Here is a 16,125-nt window from a genome sequence, read left to right on the forward strand (position 1 = left end):
GGCGACGAGAGCCGAACGAAGGGTGCGGGATGGCGATTGCCAAGGCTGAGCGGTTGATGAATCTCGCACTGTGCCTGATGAACACCCGGCGGCCGGTCAGCAAACGCGAGCTGCGCAGCTCCATCGAGGCGTACCACGAGGTCACCTCCGACGACTCCTTCAACCGGATGTTCGAACGGGACAAGGACGACCTGCGCGAGCTGGGTCTGGTCATCGACACGGTGGAGAGCATCGACGGCGAGTTCGGCTACCTGGCGCGGCGCGACCGCAACCGGCTGCCCGACATCGCCCTCGACCCCGAGGAGGCCGCCGCGCTCGCGCTGGCCGCCAAGGTCTGGCAGCAGGCCAGATTCGCCGAGGCCGCCAGCGGCGCGCTCCAGAAGCTGCGCGCGGCGGGCGTCCCGTACGAGGACACCCACAGCGCCCTCGAACCGCGCATCCCCACGCCGGAACCCGCCTTCGAGGCCCTGATGCTCGCCACCCGCGAGCGGCGCGCCGTCTCCTTCGAGTACCGCAAGGCCAACGCCGCGCGGCCGGAGCCGCGGCAGATCGAGCCGTGGGCGCTGGAGTGCTGGCGCGGCCACTGGTACGTGGCGGGCTGGGACCGCGACCGCGGCGCCGTCCGCGTCTTCCGGCTCTCCCGGATCAGCGGCAAGGTCCGCGCCCGCGGCGCCTTCACCACCGAGGTGCCCGCGCACGTCGACGTCCGCGAGGCGGTGGCCCGCTGGGCGGGCGAGGGCGCCACCGCCACCGCCCGCATCCGGCTGCGCCGCGACAGCGGCTACCCGCTGCGCTCCCGCGCCGTGACGACCACCCCGGTGGACGCCGACTGGGACGAGCTGGAGATCCCGTACGGGCACGGACTCGACGCCTGGCTGGCCGAGTTCGGCCCCGACGTACTCGTCCTGGCGCCCGAGGAGCTGCGCACGGACGTACTGGACCGGCTGCGCGCCGTGGCGAAGGGCTGACGTGGCCGACGTGAGCGACGCACGCGGGGCAGCCGGGCGGCGGACCAGGACGACGGCCGCGGCCTTGCGCCGGGCGGGCACCGAAGCGAAGAACAGGCGGGGGACGGCGGCGTGAGCAACGCGATCGACCAGACGCGCAGGATGCTGTCCCTGGTGACGTATCTGCGGGAGCGGCCCGGAGCACGGGTCAGCGAGGTGGCACGGGCCTTCGGGGTGACCGAGGCCGAGCTGATCGGCGACCTCAATGTGCTGCCGCTGTGCGGCACCAGCTTCCGCGGCGGCGACCTGCTGGACATCGACACCGACGGCGAACGGATCTGGTGGCACAACCCCGGCACCGCGGACGACGTGGCGCAGCCGCTGCGGCTGGCCGCGGACGAGGCCACCGCGCTGCTGGTGGCCGCCCGCGCGGTGGCCAATCTGCCGGGCCTGCGGGACAGCGACCGGCAGGCGCTGCTGCGCGCCGGGGCGAAGCTGGAGGCCGCCGCGGGCGAGGCGGCCGGGGCCAGCGCGCAGCTCTCGGTGACCTTCGAGTCCGAGGGCAGCGTGTTCGCCACCGTGGACCGGGCGATCACCGAGCGGCGGCGGCTGTGGATGCGCTACTACTCGCCCGCCAGGGACGCGCTGACCGAGCGCGAGGTCGACCCGATCCGGCTGTTCGCCGTCGGCCACACCTACTTCGAGGGCTGGTGCCGCCTCTCGGAGGACCGGCGCACCTTCCGGCTGGACCGGGTCGAGGAGATCCGGCTGCTGGACGAGCCGTCCGACCCGCCGCGGCTCCAGCCGCGCGACCTGTCGCAGGGCCTGGTCCAGCCCGCGGGCGACGACCCCGAGGTAGTGATCGAAGTGGGCCCCGGCGGGCGCTGGGTCGCGGAATACTATCCGCACGACAGTGCCGAGGAGCAGCCCGACGGCGGCCTGCGCATCACCTTGCGCACCCCCGACCCCGGGTCGCTGCGGCGGCTCGCGCTGCGGCTCGGCAAGGACGGCCGGATCGTGTCGCCCCCCGAACTGGCGGGGGACGCGCGCGACGCCGCCGTGCTGGCGCTCGCCGCCTACGGGGAGTGAGAGGACATCACGATGACGGCCACGGCGTCCGGCTGCGCGCCCATGACCATGCCCGTGCTCTTCCGCGCGGGCTGCCCGCACTGCCGCACCAGCTTCGAACTGTCCGCGGGAGCGCTGCTGCTGGCGATCGGCGGCTCGGCGCGTACGACCTTCTACTCCTTCACCTGCCCCGAATGCGATACCGCCGTCCGCAAACCGGCGGGGGAGCGGATCGTCGAACTGCTCACGGTCGGCGGGGTCCGCACGATGCGGCTCCACGCCCCCTGACGGGTGTTCACGTCGGGCGGTCGCGGACAGGGCCGGTGCGCAGGAGGGGCGGTACGGAACACGCCGGTACGGAACAGGCCGGTACGGGTGGCGTCGGCGCGGAAACGGAACCGGTAGGCTCGCGGCCCATGTGGTGGCTCTATCTCTGCGTCGGCCTGGCGACCGCGGGACTCCTGGTGCTCGGGGTGCTGGCGGTCCGGGTCTTCGCCGCCGTCCAGGAACTGGCCCGGCAGGTGGCCGCGGCCACCGACGCGCTGGCCGCCGCGGGCGACCGTCTGCAGCGCGCCGCCCGCCCGTTGAGCGAGCGTGCCGGGCAGATCTCCAGAAGCTGAGCCTGCCGCGAGGCCGCGAACGCGGGGTACGCTGACCGGGCGGCCCGTACTCACGAGCGCGGCGAGGGTCGCAATCCGGCGGATTCCGGGGCATTCCCCGGTGTTCACCGGTGCACGATACGATCACAGCCAGCGCGGCGGCCGGGCACCTGCCCGAATCGTCGTGCACCTGCGGAAGCGGACGCGCGAGCGCCACGCCCTCGCAGTCACGGAACACGCCGCCCACCGGTGAGAAGGTAGACATTTTATGCTCGGCAATCTCAAGCCCCTAGAGATCGTCCTGATCCTTCTCGTCGTCGTCCTGCTCTTCGGCGCGAAGAAGCTGCCCGACATGGCCCGGTCGCTCGGCAAGTCGGCGCGCATCCTCAAGAGCGAGGCCAAGGCGATGAAGAACGACGACTCCGGCACCGCGGAGTCCACCGCCGCCCCGGCTCCCCAGGAGCAGGCCGCACCCCGCACCATCCAGGCCGCGCCCGGCGACACCACGAGCGCCCGTCCGGTCTCCGAGCCGGCGGACCGCACGCCCCGGGCCTGACCTGACCCTCTGCTGAAGGACGAAGCCGACCGCGAGCCGGGCGGCTGCCGCACGAGACGAGGACGTGGGTGCTCAAGACTGCCCGCAAGCAGGAGAAGGACCCCGAGGGGCGGATGCCCCTCGCGGACCACCTGCGTGAGCTGCGCAACAGGCTGGCCAAGTCCGTCCTGGCGATCCTGGCCGTCACGATCGTGGCGGCGTTCGTCTACAAGGACATCATTCACTTCTTCCAGCACCCGATCCTCAAGTCGGTCGGCTGTGTGGACGGTGCGACGCACCAGAAGAACGGCCAGCCCTGCGCCCAGATGACCGTCAACGGTCTGCTCGGCGGTTTCTCCATCGCGCTGAAGGTCTCGCTGATGGCGGGTATCCTCTGCGCCTCGCCGGTCTGGCTCTACCAGCTCTGGGCGTTCCTCGCGCCCGGTCTGCACCGCAGCGAGAAGCGGTACACCCTCGGCTTCGTCGGCGCGGGCGTCCCGCTCTTCTTCGCCGGTGCCTGGCTGGCCTACGCGATCCTGCCGCAGACCGCCAGGATCATGATCGGCTTCGTGCCGGACGACACCACCAACCTGCTGGCCCTGGACGACTTCCTCGACCTCGTCGTCCGCATGGTGATCGTCTTCGGTCTCGCCTTCGAACTGCCCCTGGTGCTGGTGCTGCTCAACTTCACCGGCATGGTCAGCGGCCGTCGCATGCTCGGCTGGTGGCGCGGCATGGTGATCGGCATCACCGTCTTCGCCGCGGTCGCCACGCCCACCGGCGACCCGCTCACCATGTGCCTGCTGGCCGCGCCGATCGTCTTCCTGTACTTCGTCGCCATGGGCATCTGCTTCTTCAACGACAGCCGCCGCAAGCGCCGACTCGAAGCGAACCCGGACTACGCCCTCGACCCGGACGAGGCGTCCACCCTGGACCACGTCCCGGAGCAGATCGCCGCGGAGCCGTACGAGGACCGGACCGGCGAGCGCGTCGACGACGGCTACGACGACGCGACCTGAGCGCCCGACCGCCCCGCCGACCCCTGACACCGCCGCCCCCCACCGCTACTGGTGGGGGGCGGCTGTCCGGTAAGGTCCGCGCGTGACCAGCGAGATCACCCTCTTCGTCAATCCCGTCGCCGGACGCGGCCGGGGCGCCCGCGCCGCCCAGCCCGCCGCCCACGCGCTCCGCGAAGCCGGTTACGGCGTCCGTACCGTCGTGGGCGAGGACGCGGCCGACGCGCTGGCCCGCGCCCGGCAGGCCGTCGACAGCGGTACGGGGGCGCTGGTCGCGGTCGGCGGTGACGGCATGGTCTCGCTGGCCCTCCAGGCGGTCGCCGGGACCGACACGCCGCTCGGCGTGGTCGCCGTCGGCACCGGCAACGACTTCGCGCGGGTCAACGGCCTGCCGGTCCGGGACGCCGCGGCGGCCGGTACGGGCATCGCCGAGGCGCTGCGGGACGGCCGCAGCCGGGCGCTGGACCTGGGCAGGACCGGGGAGCGCTGGTTCGGCACCGTCCTCGCCTCCGGCTTCGACTCGCGGGTCAACGACCGCGGCAACCGTATGCGCTGGCCCGTCGGCCGCTTCCGCTACGACCTGGCGATGCTCGCGGAGCTGGCGGCGCTGCGGCCGATCCCGTACCGGGTGACCTTCGACGACGCGCCGGAACGGCAGATCGAGGCCACGCTGATAGCCGTCGGCAACGGCTCGTCGTACGGCGGCGGCATGCGGATCTGCGCGGACGCGGTGATGGACGACGGGCTCTTCGACGTGTGCGTGGTCGGCCCGTGCAGCCGCACCACCCTGCTGCGGGTCTTCCCCCGCGTCTACCGGGGCACCCACCCGAGCCACCCGGTCGTCACCGTGCACCGCGCGGCCCGCGTCCGGCTGGACGTCGACCCGGCGCAGGGCGTGACCGGCTACGCGGACGGCGAGCGGATCGGGCCGCTGCCGCTGGTCGCCGAGACGGTGCCGAAGGCCGTACGGCTGCTGGTCTGAGCCGGTTGCCGCGCGGGTGCGCGGTGCCCCATGGGGGACCTGATCCGGTCGGCGTGGCGGGCCTGATCCGGGCGGCGCGGCGGGCCTGATCCGGGTGGCGTGGCGGGCCTGATCCGGCCGCTCGACGGGTATAGCGGCAATAAAGATCACGTGCCGTGTCAGTGGTGGCGGGTAGGCTCGGAGCCAAGATGACCGATGAGAAGTCCGCAGATGAGATGGCGCTCGATGAGATGTCGCCCGCCGAGCGCTTCGCCGCCAGCCGTCGCCGCGCAGCGGAGAACGCAACGGCCCTCGCCCAGTTCCGTGAGATGTACGAGTTCGGCCTCGACCCCTTCCAGGTCGAGGCGTGCCAGGCGCTGGAGGCGGGCAGCGGCGTCCTCGTCGCCGCCCCGACCGGCTCGGGCAAGACCATCGTCGGCGAGTTCGCCGTCCACCTCGCCCTCGCCGAGGGCCGCAAGTGCTTCTACACCACGCCCATCAAGGCTCTGTCCAACCAGAAGTACAGCGACCTCGCCAAGCGCTACGGCGCCGAGAAGGTCGGCCTGCTGACGGGTGACAACAGCGTCAACGGCGACGCGCCGGTGATCGTCATGACCACCGAGGTCCTGCGGAACATGCTGTACGCCGGCTCCGCCGCCCTCGACGGCCTCGGCTATGTGGTGATGGACGAGGTGCACTATCTCTCCGACCGCTTCCGCGGCGCCGTCTGGGAAGAGGTGATCATCCACCTCCCGCAGTCCGTCACCCTCGTGTCGCTCTCCGCGACCGTCTCCAACGCCGAGGAGTTCGGCGACTGGCTCGACACCGTCCGCGGTGACACCGAGGTCATCGTCTCCGAGCACCGCCCGGTCCCGCTGTGGCAGCACGTGCTGGCCGGCCGCCGGATGTACGACCTCTTCGAGGAGAAGGCCGGCGCCACCGACGGCAAGGGCCGCCGCGAGGTCAACGCCGATCTGGAACGGCTCGCGCGGATGGAGAACCAGCGCAGCTACCACCCGCGGGCCAAGCGCGGCCGCGAGGCCGACCGCGAGCGGGAGCGGCGCGCCCGCAGCCGGGTGTGGACGCCCAGCCGCGCCGAGGTCATCGACCGGCTGGACAACGAAGGACTGCTGCCCGCCATCACCTTCATCTTCAGCCGCGCGGGCTGCGAGGCCGCCGTCCAGCAGTGCCTCTACGCGGGCCTGCGGCTGAACACCGAGGACAAGCGCGCCCAGGTGCGCGCCATCGTGGAGGAGCGCACCCGCGCCATCCCCGACGAGGATCTGCACGTCCTGGGCTACTTCGAATGGCTCGAGGGCCTGGAGCGCGGCATCGCCGCCCACCACGCGGGCATGCTCCCGACCTTCAAGGAGGTCGTCGAGGAGCTCTTCGTCAAGGGCCTGGTCAAGGCGGTCTTCGCCACCGAGACGCTGGCGCTCGGCATCAACATGCCCGCCCGCTCCGTGGTGCTGGAAAAGCTCGTCAAGTGGAACGGCGAGACCCACGCCGACATCACCCCCGGCGAGTACACCCAGCTCACCGGCCGCGCGGGCCGCCGGGGCATCGACGTCGAGGGCCACGCCGTGGTGCTCTGGCAGCGCGGTTTCGACCCGGGCGCGGTCGCCGGACTCGCGGGCACCCGTACGTATCCGCTGCGGTCGTCCTTCAAGCCGTCGTACAACATGGCGGTCAACCTCGTGGGGCAGTTCGGGCGGCACCGCTCGCGCGAGCTGCTGGAGACGTCCTTCGCGCAGTTCCAGGCCGACCGCTCGGTGGTCGGCATCTCCAAGCAGGTGCAGCGCAACGAGGAAGGGCTCGACGGCTACAAGCAGTCGATGACCTGCCACCTCGGCGACTTCGACGCCTACATGCGGCTGCGGCGGGAGCTGAAGGAACGCGAGTCGGAACTGTCGAGGCAGGGCGCGATGCAGCGCCGCGCCGCGGCCTCCGACGCGCTGGAGAAGCTGAAGCCGGGCGACATCATCCACGTCCCCGCGGGCAAGTACGCCGGGCTCGCGCTGGTCCTGGAACCCGGTGTCCCCGCGGGCCGTTCCAACGGCCACCCGCATCGCAACGAGGAATTCGCCGACGGCCCGCGCCCGTTGGTGCTCACCGCGGAGCGCCAGGTCAAGCGGCTCGGGCAGATAGACTTCCCCGTTCCCGTCGAGGCGCTGGACCGGATGCGGATCCCCAAGTCCTTCAACCCGCGCAGCCCGCAGTCCCGGCGCGACCTCGCCTCCGCGATGCGCTCCAAGGCGGGCACCGCGGGCTGGGCCGCACCCTCACGGCACCGCAAGCAGCGGGCCGCCGCGGCCGACGACACCGAGATCTCCCGGCTGCGTACCGCGATCCGCGCGCACCCCTGCCACGGCTGCGAGGAGCGCGAGGACCACGCCCGCTGGGCCGAGCGCTACCACCGGCTGCGGCGCGACACCCAGCAGTTGGAGCGGCGCATCGAGGGCCGCACCAACACCATCGCCCGCACCTTCGACCGGATCTGCGCGCTGCTCACCGAACTGGGCTATCTCCAGGCCGAGAAGGTCACTCCCGAGGGGCGGCGGCTCGCCCGGCTGTACGGCGAGTTGGACCTGCTCGCCAGCGAATGCCTGCGCGAGGGGGTCTGGGACGGCCTCGGCCCGGCCGAACTGGCGGCCTGCGCCTCGGCGTTGGTCTACGAGACCCGGCAGGCCGACGACGCCGTCGCGCCCAAGCTGCCGACCGGCAACGCGAAGGAAGCCCTCGGCGAGATGGTCCGTATCTGGGGCCGTCTCGACGCGCTGGAGGAGTCCCACCACATCAACCAGGCCGAGGGCGTCGGCCAGCGCGAGCCCGACCTCGGCTTCGCCTGGCCCGCCTACCGCTGGGCCTCGGGCCACGGCCTGGACGCGGTCCTCTCCGACGCCGACATGCCCGCCGGTGACTTCGTCCGCTGGTGCAAGCAGCTCATCGACGTCCTGGGCCAGATCAGCGACGCCGCTCCCGAGGGCAGCCCGGTCCGCCGCAACGCCCGCCGGGCGGTCGACGGGCTGCGACGCGGGGTCGTCGCGTACTCCTCGGTGGGGTGAGCCGCCCCTGCGGCGTGCACCTGTGCGGCCCGGTCCCGGAGGATGACGGGCCGCACGGGCGGTCCGTGCGTTGACTCACGGCATCACGGCATCACGGCCTTACGGCCGCACCGGCGGACCGACACACCGGCGCACCGACGCCCCGACTCACTGACCGGTGAGCTTGGTGCAGGTCAGAGAGCCGTTGACGGTGATCGACTTCCTGTCGTCGCCGTGGTTGCCCGCGATGACGAGGTCCTTCACCGTCACTTTCCAGGTCCCGGCGCTCTTGGCGGCCGTCACGCTGCCGGACGACCGCTGGGAGTACGAGTCGGTGGCCGTCGGCTGGAGCATCGCCAGCTTCTGGAGGCCCCCGGTCGTCGCGATGAACGACGGGGACTTCGGCGCCGACGCGTCCGTCCTGTCGGGGGCGGTCACCCCGACCAGCTTTCCCGCCACGACCTCGCAGGAGATCGCCGAGGTGAACAGGGCGGTCCCGGTGGTGTCCCCGGTGTAGTCCAGCCTGCCGTTGGCGGTCTTCGTCGGCACCGCCGAGGCCGTCGGCGTGGCCGACGGTGTCCCGGCCGACGCGGACGGTTTGGCGCTGTCGTCGGACGAGTCCGACGACGAACAGCCCGCCAGGGCCGTCCCGGTGAGCGTGACGGTCAGCAGAGCGGTGGTGATTGCGGTGACGCGGCGCATACGGCCGTGGTCCTCCCCGTCGGTGAACAATCCGCACAGTGTACGGAGGGTGCCGCTGGGTGGCGGGGGACGGGTGGGGCGACTTCTCCGCGTTCGCCGTCGAGGTTCATGCCCCGGACCGGTCGGCGAGGTACGCGCGCCAGCCGCCGTAGGCCGTGATGTCCTCGGCGCTGTCGAGCGCCGACGGCTCGCACAGGAAGCCGGGGCAACTTGTGCCGTCGGACAGCTCGACGCTGCCCAGGGCCATCGGGCGCGGCAGGGCGGCGGTCAGCGTGCCGAGACCGGCGGCGGGCAGCTCCCAGACCTCGGCCTCGACGGCGGCGCCGCCCTTCTCGGTCCGCACCAGACCGGGCTTGGCGGGTTCGGTGTCCAGGGCGTAGAGCCGGTACGCCGTGGCGGTGGTGGTCGTGGCCGTCAACCGGGCTCCGAGCGCGACGAGTTGGTGGTTGAGGGGCTGGCCGCTGAGGTGGGCGCCGACCACGGCAACGCGGAGAGGCGGCTCCAGCAGGGCGGCGACGTCCGCGATCCGGTCGTCGGTGTGCGCGGGGCCGAGCAGCATCACGCCGAAGGGCCGGCCCTCGACGGTGCCCGCCTGGACCGCGACCGCGCAAAGGTCCAGCAGGTTGGCCGAGTTGGTGAAGCGGCCGAGGCGCGCGTTGGCGCCGAGCGGGTCGGCGGCGACCTCGGCGAGCGTGGGGTGCCCTGGTGCGGTCGGCAGCAACAGGGCGTCGGCGTCGCCGAGTCGCGCCATGGCCTCGGTGCGCAGCGCGGCCAGCCGCCGCTGGTCGGTGAAGAGGCGGTGCGCGGGCAGGTCGCGGGCCGCCGTGATGACGGCTGCGACGGTCGGGTCCAGGTCGGGGGCGTCCCGGTGCGCCTCGATGAACTCGCCCACGGCTGACCAGCGTTCCGCGACGAAAGCGCCCTCGTAGAGCAGCGCCGCCGCCCGCGTGAACGGCGTGAGGTCCAGTGTCCGCAGCTCGGCCCCGGCGGCGGCCAGCCGGTCCGCCGCCGCCTCGTAGGCCGCCGCCCATCCGGCGTCCATCTCGCCGAGTTGCGCTCGCGCCGCCACCGCCACGCGCCACGGTCCAGGGCGGCGCGGCGGTGCCTCGCAGCTCGCGAGGAGCGCCATCGTGCGGCGGGCCTCGGGCAGTGTCCTGGCGAAGACGGACACGCAGTCCAGGCTCGCGCACGCCGGTACGACGCCGCGCGTCGACACCAGGCCGCGGGTCGGCTTCACCCCGACGATGCCGTTGAACGCCGCCGGGACGCGGCCGGAGCCGGCCGTGTCCGTACCGAGCGCCACGTCCACGAGGCCGAGTGCCACCGCGACGGCCGAGCCCGAGCTGGAGCCGCCGCTCACCCGCTCCGGGGTGACGGCGTTGCGCACCGCGCCGTAGGGGCTTCGCGTGCCGACCAGGCCCGTCGCGAACTGGTCCATGTTCGTGCTGCCCAGCACGATCGCGCCCGCCGCGCGCAGGGCCCGCACCGCCGGGGCGTCCTCCCGCGGCGCGTACGCGTACGACGGGCAGCCCGCCGTCGTCTCCAGGCCCGCCACGTCGATGTTCCCCTTCACCGCCAGCAGCCGCCCCGCCAGTGGCAGCGCCTCCCCGGCCGCCCTCCTCGCGTCCACCGCCGCCGCCTCCGCCCGCACCTCCTCCTCCGCGCGCAGCGCGATCCACACCTCCGGGCGGTCCACCTCCGCGATCCGCCGATACGCGGCCCGCACGCGGTCCTGAGCGCTCTCCATGGGCTTCCTCCGTCTGATGTGCGGGTGCGGGTACGGGTGCGGTGGCAGGGGGCCGCTCATTGCCGCTGGGGCTAGTCCTCAATCGCCGGACGGGCTGATTTTGCTTCTGGCGCGTCGCACACGCCTGGCCGCATGCGGGGTGAGTTGCCGATTGGCGGTGGCGGCACAAATCAGCCCCGCCGGCGATTGAGGCGGCGTAAGCCGGAAGGGGGTGAGCTAGGGGGAGAGGGTCAGGAGGGGGGTGCCGGGGGTGACTTGGTCGCCGGGGGAGACGAGGACTTGGGCGACGGTCCCGCCGGTGGGGGAGGTGACGGGGGACTCCATCTTCATGGCCTCCAGGGTCAGGAGGTGCTGCCCGGCCGCGACGCGGTCGCCGGGGCGGACGGCGATGTGCCAGACGGCGGCGGCGAATTCGGCGTCGACCGTACGGCCGCCGGGCGGCACGGTGACGGCGGCGGGGGCCGGGACGGCGGCGGCCGAGTCGTCGGTGCGGGCGAACTCACCGGCGGCTTCCCACGCGTCGCGCTCCGCGGCGAACGCGGCGCCCTGCCGGGCGCGGAAGGCCGCGATGGACTCCGCGTTGTCGGCGAGGAACCGCTGATGGTCCGCGAGAGCGAAACTCCCGTCCTCCACCCGCAGCGGCAGGCGCCCGGCCGCCATGTCGGCCCGGAGGTCGAGGAGTTCGCCAGCGGAGACGGGATACCACTTGATGCGGTCGAAGAAGCGCAGCAGCCACGGCTGTCGGCGGGCGCGGCTGGACCAGACCTGGATCGTACGGCCGACGAACTGGTAGCCGCCGGGCCCTTCCATGCCGTAGATGCAGAGGTAGGCCCCGCCGATGCCGACGGAGTTCTCCGCCGTCCAGGTGCGCGCCGGGTTGTACTTGGTGGTGACGAGCCGGTGGCGCGGGTCGAGCGGCGTGGCGACGGGCGCGCCGAGGTAGACGTCGCCGAGCCCGAGCACGAGGTATTCGGCGTCGAAGACGGTCCGGTACACGTCGTCCACGGAGTCGAGACCGTTGACGCGGCGGATGAACTCGATGTTCCACGGGCACCACGGCGCGTCGTCGCGGACGCCCGCCATGTAGCGCTCGATGGCCTCACGCGTGGCGGGGTCGTCCCAGGACAGCGGCAGGTGCACGGTCCGGCTGGGCACCACGAGCCGGTCGGTGGGCGGCAGTTGCTCCTCGGCCTCGCGCACGGCGTCGAGCAGTTTGGCGGTGGGCAGCGCGCCCGGGTCGGCGTGGATCTGGAGGGAGCGGATGCCGGGTGTGAGGTCGACGACGCCGGGCAGGCGTTGGGCGGCGAGGTGTTCCGCCAGGGCGTGCACCCGCATCCGGAGCGCCAAGTCGAGCTGCATGGGCCCGTATTCGACGAGCAGATTGTCGTCGCCGCTGCGGCGGTACGTCACGGCCGGGCGTGTCGCGGTCGCTTCGGCGCGCCCGAGGACACCCCCGTCGGCGATGACGGGCCGCGACGGCGTCGGCAGGGTCGCGGGCGCGCGCCGCAGCCCGGCGGCGGCGTCCTCGCTGACCGGCACGAATCGTACGGTGTCGCCCGGCCGGAGCTGCCCGAGCTTCCAGCGCTGACCGGTCACGACGGTCGCGGGGCACACGAATCCGCCGAGCGAGGGGCCGTCGGGACCGAGCAGTACGGGCATGTCGCCCGTGTAGTCGACGGCGCCGACCGCGTACGGCGTGTCGTGGATGTTGGACGGGTGCAGTCCCGCCTCGCCGCCGTCGGAGCGCGCCCAGCGCGGCTTCGGGCCGACGAGCCGTACGCCGGTGCGCGCGGAGTTGAAGTGCACGCTCCACTCGGCGGCGTAGAAGTCGCGGATGTCGTCCTCGGTGAAGAACTCCGGCGCGGCGTGCGGGCCCTCGACGGCGCCGATCAGCCACCGCGTCCCCCACTCCGGCCGCAGCGAGGCCGGTACGGGGCCGCTCGCCTCCGTCGTCGTACCGCCGTGCAGGACGTCACCGACGCGCAGCGCCCGGCCGCCGTGGCCGCCGAATCCGCCGAGCGTGAAGGTGGCCGCGCTGCCGAGGAAGCGGGGGACGTCGAGGCCGCCCGCGACCAGCAGATATGTGCGCAGCCCTGCCGCCTCCGGCGCGCCGATGTCGAGCAGCGCGCCCGCCGGTACGGTGACCGGCTCCCAGCGCGGCACCGGGTGTCCGTCGACCGTGACGGTCGCGGGGGCGCCGGTCACGCAGACGGTGGTGGGGTGGCTGAAGCGCAACGCCGGTCCCTGGAGGGTGCATTCGAGGCCGGGCGCGCCCTCGTCGTTGCCGAGCGCTTCGTTGCCGAGCCGGAAGGACAGGTCGTCCATCGGGCCGCACGGCGGAACGCCGACGTGCCACAGGCCGGTGCGGCCCGGCCAGTCCTGGACGCTGGTCAGGGTGCCCGCGCGGACCACGTCGATCCGGCGGGTGGGGTCGGTGACCGCGTCGAGGGTCGCGGTGCTGTGCGTCGCGGCGTGCAGCGCCGGATCGGCGACGGCGGCCCGCAGCAGCCCCAGATTGGTCTCGATGCCGTCGATCCTGGTCGCGGCGAGGGCGTCCGCGAGCCGGGAGAGGGCCTGCGCCCGGTCGGCGCCGTGCGCGATCACCTTGGCGAGCATCGGATCGTAGGAGGTGGTGACCTCGGTGCCGGTCTCGATCCAGGCGTCGACGCGGACCCCCGGCGGGAAGACCACCTCGGTGAGCCGTCCCGCGCTCGGCAGGTGGCCGCGCGTGGGGTCCTCGGCGTAGATCCGGGCCTCCACGGCGTGTCCCACTCGCTTTGTCGACAGGTCAATCGGCGTGTCGTCGCCGGTGCTCAGCGGTGTGTCGCCCTGCGCGAGCCGCAGCATCCACTCCACGAGGTCGACACCGTACGTCTCCTCGGTCACCGGATGCTCCACCTGGAGACGGGTGTTGACCTCCAGGAAGTACGCCTGGCCGCGCGCCGCGTCGTACACGAATTCCACGGTGCCCGCCGAGCGGTAGTCGACCGAGGCGCACAACGCCCGCGCGCTGAGCGCCAGTCGCTCCCGCAGGGCGTCGGGCAGGCCGGGCGCGGGGGCCTCCTCCAGGACCTTCTGGTGGCGGCGCTGGAGGGAGCAGTCGCGGTCGCCGAGGGTCAGGACGCGGCCGTGGCCGTCGCCGAAGACCTGCACCTCGACGTGCCGGGCGCTCTCCACCAGCCGTTCCAGGAAGACGCCCGCCGAGGAGAAGCTGGCCGCCGCTACACGCTGCACCGAGCCCCAGGCGTCGGTGAGTTCGGCGGGGGAGTGGCAGGCGCGCATGCCGATGCCGCCACCGCCGCCGGTCGCCTTGAGCATCACCGGGTAGCCGAGCGACGCGGCGGCCGTCAACGCGCTGTCCACGTCGGGCAGCAGTCCGGTGCCGGGCAGCAGCGGCACCCCGGCCGCCTCCGCCGCGGCGCGCGCGGTGTGCTTGGCGCCGAAGAGTTCGAGCTGGTCCGGCGTCGGACCGACGAAGGCGAGCCCCGCCGCTTCGCAGCGGCGCGCGAAGTCCGCGTCCTCCGACAGGAATCCGTAGCCGGGGTGGACGGCGCCCGCGCCGGTCTCGCGGGCCGCCGCGAGCACCGCGTCCACGTCCAGATAGCTGGACTTGGCCGGTGCGGGGCCCAGCCGTACGGCGGCGTCGGCCAGGTGCACGTGCGGCGCGGCGCGGTCGGGGTCGGAGAAGACCGCGACCGTGCGCAGCCCCATCCGGCGGGCGGTGCGGATGATCCGGGCGGCGATCTCGCCGCGGTTGGCGACCAGCAGGGTGTCGAAGCGCGCCGGGGCGCGCTTCACGGGCTCGTCGGTCATCGGACCGCCTCTCCGGACGGCGCGCCGACCGTGTCCCCGGCCCGGCCCGGCGTCCTGACCGTCATCAGGACCGGTGTCGGATCGAAGCCGTTGCAGGGGTTGTTGATCTGCGGGCAGTTGGAGACCAGGACCAACACGTCGGTCTCGGCGCGCAGTTCGACCTCAAGGCCGGGCGCGGAGATGCCGTCCACGATGCCGAGGGTGCCGTCCTCCTCGACGGGCACGTTCATGTACCAGTTGACGTTGCTCACCAGGTCGCGCTTCCCGAGGCCGTAACGCGCGCCCTCGGACAGGAAGTTGTCCACGCAGGCGTGCTGCGACCACGTGTGGTGGCCGTACCGCAGGGTGTTGGACTCCTTGGAGCACGCGCCGCCGATCGTGTCGTGCCGGCCGCAGGTGTCGGCGACCACGGTCATCAGCGGGGTGTGCTCGTTGGACAGCAGCACGCTGCCGGTGGTCAGGAAGAGGTTGCCCTGGGCCTGTACGGTGTCGGGCGCGCTGTAGCGGACGGCGGTGTCGTGGGCGTCGTAGACCAGGAAGTCCACGGCCTGGTTGCCGTGCAGGTCGGTGATGGTGAGGTGGCCGCCCGCCGGGATCACCGCGGACCAGGGTGCCCGCGCCGGTACGGTCACGGAGGTCGCGCCGCCCAGGGGGGACGGGCCCTCGGTACGGTCCTGGCCGCCGGTCCGGTCCGCGCCGTCCGCGCCGTCCGCGTCGTCCGTAGGGCCCCGGTCGTCCGTCACATTCTGGCCGTTCATACGATCCCCCTGGCGGTGAGGTGTTCCGCGGTGTTGAGGAAGGCGCGGCGGCCCTCGGGTGTCGCGTCCCACAGCGGGTCGCCGGGCGCGGTGGCGGCGCCGGGCCGTGCGCGTACCTCCAACGGGCCGCAGGTGTAGGCCGGTCGGGGGTCCAGCGGGTGCGGCACATTGGCCAGCAGTACGGTCAGCGGCTGCTCGGCGCGCAGGGTCACGCTCGTGCCGGGCCCCGCGGAACCGATGAACTCCAGCGCCCCGTCGGGCTCCACGCGCAGTCCCTGGAAGAAGGAGAGCGACGGCGGGAGGTCGCGTGCCCCCAGCCCGTTCTTGGCGGCGGCCAGCAGGAACAGCTCGCGGCCCGCGGGGGAGCGGCCCTGCGCCGAACCGTCCCCGTACCGCGCGGTGTTGCGCGCAGCCGACGACGTACCGCACAGCGTGTCGTGCCGCCCGCTGGTGTCCGAGACCAGGGAGGCCAGGACGCGGCCCTGGTCGGACAGCAGGAGGCGGCCCGCGCCGAGATACGCGTTCCACTGGACCTTGACGGTGTCGGCCGCGTTCAGCCGCTCCCAGGGGCGGCCGTCCACGAAGAGCAGGACGTGCGCGCACGCGTCGCCGGTCGGGTCGGCGAGCCGCAGCTCGCTGCCGCGGGCCAGCACCTTGTGGGTGTAGCCGCCGCCCGCCACGGTCTCCGACCACAACAGGCCGTCGGGCGCTGGCACTTGGGGCATCGCGGCGGCGCGGGCCCCTTCCTGGGCGCGGGCGTGCTCCCTGGCCTCGTACGTGGTCCCGGTCGGGCGCGGGGCCCTGCGGGATGTCCTGCGGGCCGCGCTCTGGCCGGTCTTCCTTCCACCGGTCGTCCCTGTCGCCACGGGGCTGCACCTCCGTCGTCTCACGGCTCCTGCTCCACACGAATTTCTGTCGCTCGACAGAAATTAGGC

The 16,125-nt window shown here is 73.1% G+C and carries 13 protein-coding genes; 8 read left to right on the forward strand and 5 right to left on the reverse strand.

What is annotated here, in order from left to right; genetic code table 11:
• Positions 1-29 precede the first annotated feature (29 nt).
• From ACIO6U_RS20975 to ACIO6U_RS21010, 8 genes are all read left to right on the forward strand, one after another.
• Positions 30-968, forward strand: coding sequence for a WYL domain-containing protein (locus ACIO6U_RS20975; RefSeq protein WP_355332982.1), 939 nt, complete (start codon positions 30-32; stop codon positions 966-968).
• 141 nt (positions 969-1,109) lie between these two features.
• The gene (locus tag ACIO6U_RS20980) at positions 1,110-2,036 is read left to right on the forward strand and encodes a WYL domain-containing protein (RefSeq protein ID WP_355333585.1); all 927 of its coding nucleotides are present in this window, start codon (positions 1,110-1,112) and stop codon (positions 2,034-2,036) included.
• A 12-nt stretch (positions 2,037-2,048) separates the two neighbouring features.
• Entirely contained in the window at positions 2,049-2,303 is a 255-nt protein-coding gene (locus ACIO6U_RS20985) for a hypothetical protein (RefSeq protein WP_355332980.1), read from the forward strand.
• 128 nt (positions 2,304-2,431) lie between these two features.
• On the forward strand, positions 2,432-2,635 hold the full coding sequence (locus tag ACIO6U_RS20990) for a hypothetical protein (RefSeq protein WP_355332978.1): 204 nt from the start codon (positions 2,432-2,434) through the stop codon (positions 2,633-2,635).
• Positions 2,636-2,882: 247 nt separating this feature from the next.
• Positions 2,883-3,170 carry a Sec-independent protein translocase subunit TatA gene (gene tatA / locus ACIO6U_RS20995; RefSeq protein ID WP_188282996.1) on the forward strand — a complete coding sequence of 96 codons (288 nt, stop codon included), beginning with the start codon at positions 2,883-2,885 and terminating at the stop codon, positions 3,168-3,170.
• Positions 3,171-3,238: 68 nt separating this feature from the next.
• On the forward strand, positions 3,239-4,168 hold the full coding sequence (tatC, locus tag ACIO6U_RS21000; RefSeq protein WP_355332976.1) for a twin-arginine translocase subunit TatC: 930 nt from the start codon (positions 3,239-3,241) through the stop codon (positions 4,166-4,168).
• Positions 4,169-4,250: 82 nt separating this feature from the next.
• Positions 4,251-5,147, forward strand: coding sequence for a diacylglycerol kinase (locus ACIO6U_RS21005; protein WP_355332974.1), 897 nt, complete (start codon positions 4,251-4,253; stop codon positions 5,145-5,147).
• 188 nt (positions 5,148-5,335) lie between these two features.
• The gene (locus ACIO6U_RS21010; RefSeq protein WP_355332972.1) at positions 5,336-8,191 is read left to right on the forward strand and encodes a DEAD/DEAH box helicase; all 2,856 of its coding nucleotides are present in this window, start codon (positions 5,336-5,338) and stop codon (positions 8,189-8,191) included.
• 147 nt (positions 8,192-8,338) lie between these two features.
• Here ACIO6U_RS21010 and ACIO6U_RS21015 read toward each other — a convergent pair whose 3' ends face one another.
• The 5 genes from ACIO6U_RS21015 to ACIO6U_RS21035 all read right to left on the reverse strand — a co-directional run bounded on the left by ACIO6U_RS21015 (position 8,339) and on the right by ACIO6U_RS21035 (position 16,056).
• On the reverse strand, positions 8,339-8,902 hold the full coding sequence (locus ACIO6U_RS21015) for a hypothetical protein (RefSeq protein WP_391161038.1): 564 nt from the start codon (positions 8,900-8,902) through the stop codon (positions 8,339-8,341).
• 76 nt (positions 8,903-8,978) lie between these two features.
• Positions 8,979-10,619 (reverse strand): allophanate hydrolase, encoded by a 1,641-nt coding sequence (locus ACIO6U_RS21020; protein ID WP_401721161.1) that lies wholly within the window; start codon positions 10,617-10,619, stop codon positions 8,979-8,981.
• Between the two features lie 216 nt (positions 10,620-10,835).
• On the reverse strand, positions 10,836-14,432 hold the full coding sequence (uca, locus tag ACIO6U_RS21025; RefSeq protein ID WP_401721164.1) for an urea carboxylase: 3,597 nt from the start codon (positions 14,430-14,432) through the stop codon (positions 10,836-10,838).
• Entirely contained in the window at positions 14,429-15,190 is a 762-nt protein-coding gene (locus tag ACIO6U_RS21030) for an urea amidolyase associated protein UAAP2 (RefSeq protein ID WP_401721166.1), read from the reverse strand. Before ACIO6U_RS21030 ends, uca begins: the two co-directional genes overlap by 4 nt.
• Positions 15,187-16,056 (reverse strand): urea amidolyase associated protein UAAP1, encoded by an 870-nt coding sequence (locus tag ACIO6U_RS21035; protein WP_401721169.1) that lies wholly within the window; start codon positions 16,054-16,056, stop codon positions 15,187-15,189. The genes ACIO6U_RS21030 and ACIO6U_RS21035 overlap by 4 nt, the downstream gene beginning before the upstream one ends.
• Between the last annotated feature and the right edge of the window lie 69 nt (positions 16,057-16,125).

The sequence above is a fragment of the Streptomyces sp. NPDC087422 genome, assembly GCF_044744145.1.
Taxonomy (GTDB): Bacteria; Actinomycetota; Actinomycetes; order Streptomycetales; family Streptomycetaceae; genus Actinacidiphila.